The organism is Bradyrhizobium lablabi (genome assembly GCF_018129385.1).
GTDB lineage: Bacteria > Pseudomonadota > Alphaproteobacteria > Rhizobiales > Xanthobacteraceae > Bradyrhizobium > Bradyrhizobium lablabi_C.
Genome location: NZ_JAFCLN010000020.1, coordinates 50,525 through 62,456 on the forward strand (window position 1 = coordinate 50,525; position 11,932 = coordinate 62,456).

Annotated in this window: 12 protein-coding genes; 4 read left to right on the forward strand and 8 right to left on the reverse strand. The window is 63.3% G+C overall.

Going from position 1 to position 11,932, the window contains the following annotated elements:
- The first annotated feature begins 56 nt into the window (after positions 1 to 56).
- From JQ628_RS28310 to JQ628_RS28325, 4 genes are all read left to right on the forward strand, one after another.
- Positions 57 to 1,319 (forward strand): NAD(P)/FAD-dependent oxidoreductase, encoded by a 1,263-nt coding sequence (locus JQ628_RS28310; RefSeq protein WP_212228005.1) that lies wholly within the window; start codon positions 57 to 59, stop codon positions 1,317 to 1,319.
- A gap of 98 nt (positions 1,320 to 1,417) precedes the next feature.
- On the forward strand, positions 1,418 to 2,617 hold the full coding sequence (locus tag JQ628_RS28315; protein ID WP_212228007.1) for a divergent polysaccharide deacetylase family protein: 1,200 nt from the start codon (positions 1,418 to 1,420) through the stop codon (positions 2,615 to 2,617).
- 68 nt (positions 2,618 to 2,685) lie between these two features.
- Positions 2,686 to 3,186 carry an RNA pyrophosphohydrolase gene (locus JQ628_RS28320; protein WP_212228009.1) on the forward strand — a complete coding sequence of 167 codons (501 nt, stop codon included), beginning with the start codon at positions 2,686 to 2,688 and terminating at the stop codon, positions 3,184 to 3,186.
- Between the two features lie 148 nt (positions 3,187 to 3,334).
- Positions 3,335 to 3,835 (forward strand): RNA pyrophosphohydrolase, encoded by a 501-nt coding sequence (locus JQ628_RS28325; protein ID WP_212228011.1) that lies wholly within the window; start codon positions 3,335 to 3,337, stop codon positions 3,833 to 3,835.
- 52 nt (positions 3,836 to 3,887) lie between these two features.
- Here JQ628_RS28325 and JQ628_RS28330 read toward each other — a convergent pair whose 3' ends face one another.
- The 8 genes from JQ628_RS28330 to JQ628_RS28365 all read right to left on the reverse strand — a co-directional run bounded on the left by JQ628_RS28330 (position 3,888) and on the right by JQ628_RS28365 (position 11,833).
- Positions 3,888 to 4,874: an ABC transporter substrate-binding protein gene (locus JQ628_RS28330; protein WP_212228013.1), complete on the reverse strand. Its 987-nt coding sequence runs from the start codon at positions 4,872 to 4,874 to the stop codon at positions 3,888 to 3,890.
- Positions 4,875 to 4,934: 60 nt separating this feature from the next.
- Entirely contained in the window at positions 4,935 to 5,747 is an 813-nt protein-coding gene (locus tag JQ628_RS28335) for an ABC transporter ATP-binding protein (RefSeq protein WP_212228015.1), read from the reverse strand.
- Positions 5,744 to 6,541: an ABC transporter permease gene (locus JQ628_RS28340; RefSeq protein ID WP_212228024.1), complete on the reverse strand. Its 798-nt coding sequence runs from the start codon at positions 6,539 to 6,541 to the stop codon at positions 5,744 to 5,746. The genes JQ628_RS28335 and JQ628_RS28340 overlap by 4 nt, the downstream gene beginning before the upstream one ends.
- Before the next feature lie 241 nt (positions 6,542 to 6,782).
- Positions 6,783 to 7,190 carry a F0F1 ATP synthase subunit epsilon gene (locus JQ628_RS28345; RefSeq protein ID WP_212228026.1) on the reverse strand — a complete coding sequence of 136 codons (408 nt, stop codon included), beginning with the start codon at positions 7,188 to 7,190 and terminating at the stop codon, positions 6,783 to 6,785.
- A gap of 112 nt (positions 7,191 to 7,302) precedes the next feature.
- Positions 7,303 to 8,745, reverse strand: coding sequence for a F0F1 ATP synthase subunit beta (gene atpD, locus JQ628_RS28350; protein WP_212228028.1), 1,443 nt, complete (start codon positions 8,743 to 8,745; stop codon positions 7,303 to 7,305).
- 35 nt (positions 8,746 to 8,780) lie between these two features.
- Positions 8,781 to 9,656, reverse strand: coding sequence for a F0F1 ATP synthase subunit gamma (locus JQ628_RS28355; protein ID WP_212228030.1), 876 nt, complete (start codon positions 9,654 to 9,656; stop codon positions 8,781 to 8,783).
- Positions 9,657 to 9,743: 87 nt separating this feature from the next.
- A complete protein-coding gene (atpA, locus tag JQ628_RS28360) occupies positions 9,744 to 11,273 on the reverse strand; it encodes a F0F1 ATP synthase subunit alpha (RefSeq protein WP_212228032.1) in 1,530 nt (509 codons plus the stop codon).
- Positions 11,273 to 11,833: a F0F1 ATP synthase subunit delta gene (locus JQ628_RS28365; protein ID WP_212228034.1), complete on the reverse strand. Its 561-nt coding sequence runs from the start codon at positions 11,831 to 11,833 to the stop codon at positions 11,273 to 11,275. The genes atpA and JQ628_RS28365 overlap by 1 nt, the downstream gene beginning before the upstream one ends.
- Positions 11,834 to 11,932: the final 99 nt, after the last annotated feature.

Below are 11,932 nucleotides of genomic sequence, written 5' to 3' on the forward strand. Positions count from 1 at the left end.
CCGGCAGCCGGCAATCGGCCGCAGCGGACCGGCGGCAAATCGCTCGGGAGGTTTTCATGGGCAAGGCATTCGACGTGATCGTCGTGGGTGCGCGCTGCGCCGGTTCGGCAACCGCGATGCTGCTGTCGCGAAGAGGCTACCGGGTGCTGGCGGTCGACCGCGCATCGTTCCCGAGCGACACCGTTTCAACCCATATCCTGCATCCCCTCGCCGTCGGCGCGCTCGCGCGATGGGGGCTGCTTGATCGGCTGGCGGCGACCGGATGCCCCGCCATCGACACCTACGTTTTCGACTTTGGCGCTTTCACAATTTCCGGCGCCCCGGGCACGGAGGAAAATCCCGTCGCCTACTGTCCCCGCCGGACGATCCTCGACAAGCTGCTCGTCGACGCCGCGGCAGAATCCGGCACGGAAATCCGTGAAGGTTTCGGCGTCGAGGAGATTGTCATCGAAGGCGAACGTGTGGTCGGGATCAAGGGGCGGTCGAAGCACGGCAGCCCCGTCACGGAATATGCGGACGTTGTCGTCGGAGCCGACGGCCGGCATTCAATGGTGAGCGAAGCCGTTCGCGCCGAGCCATACCGCGAGAGGCCGTGCCTGCTGGCGGGCTATTACAGCTATTGGCGTGGACTGCCCATGGACGGCCGGTTCGAGTCCTATGTCCGCGACAGGCGTGCGTTTGCCGTCGCCCCGACCCACGACGATCTGACACTCGTGATCGCCGGATGGCCTTACGCCGAGTTTGCGGAGAACAGAAAGGATGTCGAGGGCAACTATTTGAAGACGATCGAGCTGGCGCCGGAATTTGCCAAGCGCCTGCGCAGCGCAACCCGCGTAGCGCCTTTCGCCGGCACGGCCGTGCCGAACTATTTTCGCAAGCCATTCGGCCACGGCTGGGCGCTCGTCGGGGACGCCGGCTACAACAAGGACTTCGTTACCGCGCAGGGCATTCTCGATGCCTTCCGCGATGCCGAGCTCTGCGCCGGGGCGCTCGATGAGTCGCTCTCGGGGGCGCGGTCATTCGACGACGCGATGGCTGATTACCAGCGGCTTCGCGACGAGCGCGGCGCAGCGATGTACGACTTCACCTGCGAACTCGCAACGCTGGAGCCTCCGCCACCCGAGCTGCTGCGTCTGCTTCTGGCGGTGCAGGGCAATCAGGCAGCCATGGACGGATTTGCGCGTCTGAACGCCGGCACGATCCTGCCTGCCGAGTTCTTTGCACCCGATAACACCGAAGCGATCCTCGCCGCGGCAGCCGCGATGGCCCACGGCGCGGCAGGCTCGCCCCGGAATGACTTGCAGAACCGGCCTGCCTAGGGGCCGGCGAGCCGAGATTGTGGAACGTGTTTCGGCCGCCGAACTGCCGCGTTTTTGCCTCCCCGTGGTATCGTCGGCCCGGTGATTCGGGGAGGTTTATGGCTGAGGCGACCGACGATCTGAGCACGCCGCTTGGACAGGACACGGTACGGTCCAAGCGCCGGTTTCGGCTGCCGTTCACCGGTCTACAGGCGCTCGCCGTGGTGCTCGGCCTGTTCCTCGCGACGTTCGCCGGGTTTGCCGTCTTCAACGACAATCCGCTCGGTGGCGAGCCGATGGGGCGGATCGTCCTGCGCCAGTCCGCGCCCGGTGCGGAAAAATCCGCGGCCCATTCCGCCCCCGTAGCGGACGAGCCGAAATCGGCCGCCAAACAGGCGGCGCCATCCGATCAAAAGACCATCACCGTCATCGACGGCTCCAGCGGCAAGCGGCAGGATTTTGTCGTTGGTCCCGACAGCGCCGAAAAGGCCGGGATGGACGCCGCGCCGGTCCCGATGGCGGGCGTGGACCAGCGCCTGCTGGAAAAATCGCGCTATGGCATGATCCCGGTCGTCGCCGATGGCCTGAAGCCCTTTACGGTCTATGCCGCCGAGGCCGACCGCGCCAAGGCCGCGAAAATGCCCGTGGTCTCGATCGTGGTCGGCGGCCTCGGCGTCGGCGCCGCCAAGACCACCGATGCCATCATGAAGCTGCCCCCGGCCGTGACGCTGGCGTTCACCCCCTATGGCTCCGACCCGACCAAGCTCGCGGAACGGGCGCGCGCGCAGCGCCACGAGATCCTGCTGCAAATCCCGATGGAGCCGTTCGATTATCCGGACAATGACCCGGGGCCGCAAACCCTGCTGACCTCGCTGGCGGCCGAGCAAAATCTCGACCGGCTGCATTGGCATCTCAGCCGCATCCAGGGCTACGCCGGCATCGCCAATTTCATGGGCGCGCGCCTTGTCGTCTCCGACAATGTGATGCAGCCGATCATCAAGGAAGCCGCCAGGCGCGGGCTCGGCTATCTCGACGACGGCTCCGCGCCGCGCAGCGTCGCGCCGGCGCTGGCAGCCAGCCAGGCGATGCCCTTTGCCAAGGCCGACCTCGCCATCGACGCCGTTCCGACCGCGCTCGAGATCGACCGCGCCCTGAACAAGCTCGAAAGCCTGGCGCGGGAACGCGGGCTGGCAATCGGGATCGCCTCGGCACTGCCGGTCTCGATCGACCGGATTGCGGCCTGGAGCCGCGCGCTGGAAAGCCGGGGCATCCTGCTTGTGCCATTGACAACCGCGATGCTGAAATCAAAATCGGGCTAGGAAACGGTCGGTTGGCACAGCTCCGAGGCCCGGTGCGCGTCCGTCTGGTTGCAAGGAGCCGTGACTGAATGACGCGCTACGAAGACCTGCCCTATCGCACCTGCGTTGGCGTGATGCTGCTCAACGCAGACGGGCTCGTCTTCATCGGACGCCGGGCCGGCGGCATCGAGCATGTCGATGAATCCCATGTCTGGCAGATGCCGCAGGGCGGCGTCGATCCCGGCGAGGACACCTTTGCCGCGGCAAAACGCGAGCTCTATGAAGAGACGAGCGTGCGCTCGGTCGAAAAGCTCGGCGAAGTGCCGGACTGGCTGATCTACGACATCCCGCGCACCGTTGCGGGGCGCGCCTGGAAGGGCCGCTACCGCGGCCAGCGGCAAAAATGGTTCGCGCTGCGCTTCACCGGCAAGGACAGCGAGATCAATGTCGCCAATCCCGGCGGCGGCCACAAGGCCGAATTCATCGGCTGGCGCTGGGAGCCGATGAAAAACCTTCCCGAACTGATCGTGCCGTTCAAGCGGCCGGTCTATGAGCGCGTGGTGAAGGAATTTGCCAGGCTTGCGGGCTAATGCCCTTCTCCAGCCACCCCGAAGCGGGCGGCGCTGCTCCCCGATCCAAAAATGTCGAAAACAACCCCATGCACAGTAGAGGAATACCTGCCACGCAGCGCGGGCCTCAGGCGGCGGCCGGCGCGATTGATCCGCAGCGCGGGGCTTCATGACTGACGGCAAGCCCTACCGTCCCAATGTCGGGATCGCGCTGTTCAACGCGTCAGGCCGCGTCCTGATCGGCCGCCGCTTCAAGGACGACGGTCCCGAAATCATCCTGCCCGGCCTCGAATGGCAGATGCCGCAGGGCGGCATCGATGCCGACGAGGATCCACGTCAGGCGGTCATGCGCGAGCTGTGGGAAGAGACCGGAATCGTCAGCGCCGGCTATCTCGGCGAGACCGACTGGATGACCTACGAGTTTCCGCCCTATGACGGACCGCCGTCGCACCGGCTGGCAAAATTCCGCGGCCAGCGGCAAAAATGGTTCGCGTTGCGTTTTACCGGGAATGAGAACGAGATCGACCCGCTGACGCCGCGCAACGGCCAGCCGGCCGAATTCGACCAGTGGCGCTGGGAGCGGCTCGACCGCGTGGCCGATCTCGTCGTGCCGTTCCGGCGCGAGGTGTACCTGGTGGTAGCGAGGACGTTCGCTACCATTGCAAGCTGATCTGTCGCGAAGCCAGCACCTCATCGCCGGCAGTCAGCGAAGCTTACGCCGGTCACTTCACCTTCACCGCCTTGGGATCGAAGGACCATGGCGTCTTGTCCAGCCGTTCTGCCACGCTCATGTCGGTCTTCTTCTCCAGCGGTGGAACGGCCGGATAAATCTTCAACTCGGCCGCCTGCTTTCCAAGGCCAAGATATCGTTCTTTCTCCGCGGTCGAGAATGCCAGCCGAATATCGGAGAGGCTTTTCGCTGACCATTGCGGATCAAATCCGGTTGTCTTCTCCACGATATCAATCGACAAGGCCTGCGCCGCAGCGGGTTCCCGAAACCAGGCATTTGCCTTGTCATGGTTTGACGCCGCGAACAGCGTCGCCTCCTTCTGCGCTTTCAGGAATTTCTCGACGGCGTCCGGGTTCTTGCCCCTGTAGTCGTCACGCATGGCGACAACCATCGTCAGTTCGACGCTGGAGGCAACCACGCGCGCGAGACCCTGATTCACGAAGTTCTCGACCCAGGGATCCCACACAAAAAGCGCGTCGATCTTGCCGGACTTGAGCGCATCGGCCAAATCGGCGAAGCCCATGTTGACCACCTGCACGTCGGTTCCGGGCTTCAGCTTTGCACCGTCCAGCATGGCAAGCGCTGCAAGGTAGATCGCGCTTCCGGTAGGCCCGTACAACGATTTTCCCTTGAGGTCCGCGACCGACTTTATGTCGCTCTTGGTCGAGGCGATGATCGAGCCGCGAAAGGTGGATTGCCGGGCAATGACGGTCGTGGGTCCTCCGGCGGCGGCGAGCGAGACCGAGGGCATATCGCCGATGAACCCAACGTCGATGGCCCCGGAAACCAACGCTTCGTTCACCGCCGGCCCGAAACTGAACATGGTCATTTCCGCCTTCAGACCGTTCTTCTCGAGGATATCGGTCTTGGCGAGCGTATGAGCGATCTGCGCCTGGACGGTGGTGGTCGGCTGCCAGCCTATCCTGATCGTTTTCAGTTCTTCCGCGGAGGCGACGCACCCCAGGCTCAGGAGAGCCATCGCCGTGGCTATCGAGGATCGCAGTCGGCAAAAGGCGTGGGAAGTCATGTCGGCTCCTTTTCAGGCGGGTTGAGCAACGTCTCCTGTCTCCGCGCGCCAGTCGGGACGCAGAGAGGTCCAAAGCTTGTCAACGAGATCGCGGAAGGCGGCGTCTACGCGCATCGCGGCGACACGCGGGCGGGCAAGTTCAACCGGATAGATCTCGCGCACGCGGCCCGGCCGGCTGCTCATGACGACGATCCGGTCGCCGAGGAAAACAGCCTCGTCGATCGAATGCGTGACAAAAACGATCGTCTTGCCGGTCTCGGCGGAAATGCGTGCGATCTCTTCCTGCAACAGAACCCGCGTCTGCGCGTCCAGCGCGCCGAACGGCTCGTCCATCAGGAGTATGTCGGGACTGGGAGCAATCGCACGCGCGATCGCCGCGCGCTGTTTCATGCCGCCGCTTATTTCATGCGGATAACGGTCTTCGAAGCCGGACAAACGGACGACCGACAGCAGGTCTCTGGCGACGCCGCGCCGCTCCCGCTGGGGCATGCCCTGGGCTTTCAGGCCGAATTCGACGTTCTGCTGAACCGTCATCCACGGAAACAGCGCATACTCCTGAAACACGACGGTTCGCCGCCGGTCCGGCCCGGCAACGGCTGCACCGTCATGAAGGATCGAACCGGAACTCGGCTTGAGGAACCCGGCGATCAGATTGAGCAGGGTGGATTTGCCACAACCGCTGGGCCCGAGCAGAACGAGAAACTCGCCGCGAAGTATTTCGAGATTGACGGCGGATAGCGCGGTGATGCCCTCGTCCGCACCGCGGCTGTCGAATCTCTTCGCAACATCCCGAACGGAAATCTGTACGTCCTTCCGCTCGCTCATGACCGTGGCCCGCCGGCTTTCCAGGGTATCAAGCGGCGCTCCAGCCAGACCATGCCGGCGTTCATGGCAAAACCGATCATTCCAATCGTGATCATGCCTGTCAGCACGACCTGGGTCTGCAACAGCATCCGGCTTTGCTGAATGAGGTATCCGAGACCGGATTGAGCTGCGATCAATTCGGCGGCGACGACGCACATCCAGCCCACTCCGAGCGCAATCCGAAGGCCCGGAAAAATCACCGGCAGCGAGGCCGGAACGACGACATCGGTAATAAGCAGGCGCGGTCCCGCCCCGAGACAAAGCGCGGCGTTGACTTGCGTGCGGTCCAGTCCCCGCACGGCGGCGAACGTGTTTATGAAGACTGGAAATACGGCGCCGATGAAGACCAGAAAATAGCTGGGCGCGTTACCGATCCCGAACCACAGAATGGCCAACGGCGTCCACGCGATCGGCGGAATCGGACGAACTGCTTCGACGACCGGTATCAACTGTTCGGATATTGCGGGCCACCAACCGAGAACCACACCAAGAACGGTTCCGATGGCGGCGGCGGCGGCAAAACCGACAACGACACGCTCCAGGCTCGACGCGGCATGAATCAGCAGCGATCCGTCGATCAGCATGTCCCAGAATGTCGCGACCAGCCTGCTAGGAGGCGGCAACAAAAAGGGATTGATAACGTTGAACGTGGCCAGCGCCTGCCATGCAACTATCAGTAGCCCAATTCCGATAAACCTTCGGAATGAGCCGCTCAGCCGCGTCAACTTCATTGCGTTGATTCCACGATCGCCCATTGCTGGTCCCGACAAACCAGCACGTCGATGCAAGTCCCGAGCCATACGACGGCCAGAAAGTGCGCGGAGGAGGTGAGCGAAAACCGCATCGCGCCAGCGTTGGCTGCGATCAGAAGGCCTCGCAGCTTTGAGCTGCAAAAGAATGCCCGAGGTCTTCGCGCAAAAGACTTCAGCGCCCGCCACCATGTGACGAGCGCTGGAATTTCCTTCAAACTTTTCAGGCTATCCGGCTCTCGCCGTCTTAATGCATCGCCGTCGAGCTGAGCGCGATATCGATGCTCTTGAAGTGATCGAGCCGCTCGATCTCGCGGTCGAGCTCGGAGCCGTCCTTCTCCGCGAGCTTTGCTTCCATTTCGGCAATCGTCGCGGCGAATTTGGAACGATCGAGTTCTTCGACCGAGGTCGCGGTGTCAGCGAGGACGGTGAGGCCCTTCTCCGACACTTCGGCAACACCGCCGAGCACGACGATCTTTTGACGCGTGCCGCCGGAGATGATGGTCAGGATGCCCGGCCGCACGGCCGCCACGACCGGCGCATGGCCGGCGAGCACACCGAAATCACCCTCCGCGCCGGGAACGTCGACCTGCTCGACCTCGCCGGAGAAGGCGAGCTTTTCAGGGGAGACCAGATCGAAATGGAAGGTGGCCATGGTGTTTCCGCTTTTTCCATTGTCACCCGCGGGCTTGACCCGCGGGTCCATCGAATAAGAGAACTCTTTCGAGATGGATTGCCGGGTCAAGCCCGGCAATGACGATCAATGCTTACGCCGCTTCAGCAGCCAGCTTCTTGCCCTTCTCGACCGCCTCTTCGATGGTGCCGACCATGTAGAAGGCGGCTTCCGGCAGGTGGTCGTACTTGCCTTCGCACAGACCACGGAAACCCTTGATGGTGTCGGCGAGGTCGACGAACTTGCCGGGCGAGCCGGTGAAGATTTCGGCGACGTGGAACGGCTGCGACAGGAAGCGTTCGATCTTGCGGGCGCGCGCGACCGCGATCTTGTCCTCTTCGGACAGTTCGTCCATGCCGAGAATGGCGATGATGTCCTGTAGCGACTTGTACTTTTGCAGGACCTGCTGAACCATGCGCGCGGTCTGGTAATGGTCCTCACCGACTACCAGCGGCGACAGCATGCGCGAGGTCGAGTCGAGTGGGTCGACCGCCGGATAGATGCCCTTTTCCGAAATCGCGCGGGATAGCACCGTGGTGGCGTCAAGATGCGCGAACGAGGTCGCGGGCGCCGGGTCGGTCAAGTCGTCGGCCGGCACGTAGATCGCCTGCACCGAAGTGATCGAGCCCTTGTGCGTGGTGGTGATGCGCTCCTGGAGCGCGCCCATGTCGGTAGCGAGCGTCGGCTGATAACCCACCGCCGAAGGAATGCGGCCGAGCAGCGCCGACACTTCCGAACCCGCCTGCGTGAAGCGGAAGATGTTGTCGACGAAGAACAGCACGTCCTGGCCCTGGTCGCGGAAGTGTTCGGCGACGGTCAGACCCGTGAGGCCGACACGGGCACGGGCGCCCGGCGGCTCGTTCATCTGGCCGAACACCAGCGCGCATTTCGACTTCACGCTCGGATCGGGATTGTGCGGATCGGCGTTGACCTTGGATTCGATGAACTCGTGATAGAGGTCGTTGCCTTCGCGGGTACGCTCGCCGACGCCGGCGAACACGGAGTAGCCGCCGTGCGCCTTCGCGACGTTGTTGATCAACTCCTGAATCAGCACGGTCTTGCCGACGCCGGCGCCGCCGAACAGGCCGATCTTGCCACCCTTGGCGTAGGGCGCGAGCAGGTCGACGACCTTGATGCCGGTGACGAGAATTTCGGCTTCAGTGGACTGGTCGGTATAGGTCGGCGCGTCCTGGTGGATGGCGCGCTTGGCTTCGGCCTTGATCGGGCCTGCTTCGTCGATCGGCTCGCCGATGACGTTCATGATGCGGCCGAGCGTGCCGTCACCGACCGGAATAGCGATCGGCTGGCCGGTGTCGGTCACTTCCTGACCGCGGACCAGACCTTCGGTGGCGTCCATCGCGATCGTGCGCACGGTGGATTCGCCGAGATGCTGCGCGACTTCCAGAACCAGACGGTTGTTGCCGTTCTTGGTTTCCAGCGAATTGAGAATGGCCGGCAAGTGGCCTTCGAACTGCACGTCGACGACGGCACCCATGACCTGGGTAACGCGACCGATCTGGTTGGCTGCTGTGGCCATGTGATTGTCTCCTTCGATCCGAATTTCGTGCCCGGTCAGACTGCTTCTGCGCCGGAAATAATTTCGATGAGTTCCTTGGTGATCTGCGCCTGACGCGTGCGGTTATAGACCAGCGTCTGCTTGCGGATCATTTCGCCGGCGTTGCGGGTAGCGTTGTCCATCGCACTCATCTGCGCGCCGTAGAACGACGCGTTGTTTTCCAGGAGCGCGCGGAAGATCTGCACCGCCAGATTGCGCGGCAACAGGCTGGTGAGGATCTCGTCCTCTTCCGGCTCGTATTCGTAGGACGTCGCAGCACCGTTCGCCGCGTTCTCTTCGACCACCAGCGGGATGACCTGCTGGGCGGTCGGGATCTGCGCGATCACCGACTTGAACTTCGAATAGAACAGCGTGCAGACATCGAATTCGCCGGCCTCGAAGCGCGCCAGCACCTTGTTGGCGATGTCCTCGGCATTGACGAAGCCGATCTGGCGGACCGAGCGCAGGTCGACGCGCTCGACAATCTGCTTCTCGAAGGTGCGGCGGAGCTGCTCATAGCCCTTGCGGCCGACGCAGAAGAACTTCACTTCCTTGCCCTGGGCCATCAGCGATTGCGCGCGCTCGCGGGCAAGACGCACGATCGCGGAATTGAAGGCGCCGCACAGGCCGCGCTCGCCGGTGCAGACCACCAGCATATGCACCTGATCCTTGCCGGTGCCGGCCAGCAGGGCCGGCGCGCCGGGCGAGCCTGCCGCGGCGGAAGCGATGTTGGAGATCACCGCATCCATCTTGTCGGCATAGGGCCGGGCCGCTTCGGCCGCGGTCTGGGCGCGGCGCAATTTGGAGGCCGCGACCATCTGCATGGCCTTGGTGATCTTCTGCGTCGCCTTGGTCGAGGCGATGCGGACCCGCATGTCTTTCAGTGAAGCCATTCTTCGTTCACCCCGGCGATCCGAATTCGATCGGACCGCAAGCCACTCTGTTCGGCGCGCCCGGCGTCACGCCGGGCGCTGCGCTAATCAAGCAAACGTCTTCGCAAAACCCTCGACCACCGACTTCAGCTTCGCAGCGGTATCGTCGGAGAGGTCGCGGCTGTCGCGGATGGTGTTGAGGATTTCGGCGTTCTTGCCGCGCAGCAGCGACAGCAGGCCCTCCTCGAACGCCTTCACCTTGTTGAGCGGAAGCGGGTCGAGATAGCCGTTGGTGCCGGCCCAGATCACGCAGACCTGCTCTTCCATCTTCAGCGGCGAGAACTGCGGCTGCTTGAGGAGCTCGGTCAGGCGCGAGCCACGGTTGAGCAGGCGCTGGGTCGAGGCGTCAAGGTCGGAGCCGAACTGCGCGAACGCCGCCATTTCGCGGTACTGCGCCAGCTCACCCTTGATCTTGCCGGCGACCTTCTTCATCGCCTTGGTCTGCGCGGACGAACCGACGCGCGACACCGACAGACCGACGTTCACCGCGGGACGGATACCCTGGAAGAACAGGTCGGTTTCCAGGAAGATCTGGCCGTCGGTGATCGAGATGACGTTGGTCGGAATGTACGCCGACACGTCGTTGGCCTGGGTTTCGATGACCGGCAGCGCGGTCAGCGAGCCGGAGCCCTGGTCCTTGTTCAGCTTCGCCGCGCGCTCGAGCAGGCGGGAGTGCAGGTAGAACACGTCGCCCGGATAGGCTTCGCGGCCCGGCGGGCGGCGCAGCAGCAGCGACATCTGGCGATAGGCGACGGCCTGCTTGGAAAGGTCATCATAGATGATGACCGCGTGCATGCCGTTGTCGCGGAAGTATTCGCCCATGGTGCAGCCGGTGAAGGGGGCGATGTACTGCATCGGCGCCGGGTCCGAAGCGGTAGCGGCGACGACGATCGAGTATTCCAGCGCGCCCTGCTCTTCCAGCACTTTCACGAACTGCGCGACGGTGGAGCGCTTCTGGCCGACCGCGACATAGACGCAGTACAGCTTGATGCTCTCGTCGTTCGAGGCGTTGAGCGGCTTCTGGTTCAGAATGGTGTCGAGCGCGATCGCGGTCTTGCCGGTCTGGCGGTCGCCGATGATCAGCTCGCGCTGGCCGCGACCGACCGGGATCAGGGCGTCGATTGCCTTGAGGCCGGTCGCCATCGGCTCACTCACCGATTTGCGCGGAATGATGCCGGGCGCCTTGACGTCGACGCGCATGCGCTTGTCGGCCTGGATCGGGCCCTTGCCGTCGATCGGATTGCCGAGCGCGTCGACAACGCGGCCGAGCAGGCCCTTGCCGACCGGGGTGTCCACGATGGCGCGGGTGCGCTTGACGGTCTGGCCTTCCTTGATCTCGCGGTCGGCGCCGAAAATCACGATACCGACGTTGTCGGTTTCGAGGTTGAGCGCCATGCCGCGCGTGCCGTTCTCGAACTCGACCATTTCGCCGGCCTGGACGTTGTCGAGGCCGTAGACGCGGGCGATACCATCACCGACGGACAGCACCTGTCCGACTTCAGTGACCTCGGCCTCCTGGCCGAAATTCTTGATCTGGTCCTTGAGGATCGCGGAAATTTCCGCGGCGCGGATGTCCATCAGCCTGCCTCTTTCATCGCGTTCTTGATCGAATTGAGTTTGGTGCGAAGCGAACTATCCACCATGCGGCTGCCGAGCTTGACCACAAGACCGCCGATGATGGAGGGATCGACATTCACGTTGAGCGCGACGTCCTTGCCCGTCACTGACTTCAGTGCGGCCTTCAGCGCGTCGAGATTCTTTTCATTGAGCTGTTCGGCGACGGTGACGTCGGCGGTCGCCTCGCCCCTGAATTTTGCCACCAGCGCGCGGAAGGCGCGGATCGTATCGGCCACCGTGAAGAGCCGGCGATTGGAGGTGAGAACCTTGAGGAAGTTGGCGGCAATGCCCGAAATGCCTGCCTTCTCCAGCACTGCGGTGAGCGCTTTCAACTGCGCGTCGGCCGAAAACACCGGGCTGCGAACGAGGCGCTTCAGATCGGCGCTGTCGTTGAGCAGGGCCTCGAATCGTTCGAGGTCGGCCTTGACGGCGTCGATGGATTTTTCATCGCGCGCCAGTTCGAACAAAGCCGTTGCGTAACGGCCGGACACTCCGGAGACGGACGGATCTTCTACAGCCACAGACACGCTCTTTTTTAGCTGTCAAATTCGCAAGGGAAAAACCGTCGCCACGAAGCGGCGCCTAGCGATCCAAGCCCTTGGAATTCAAGCGGGACTTCG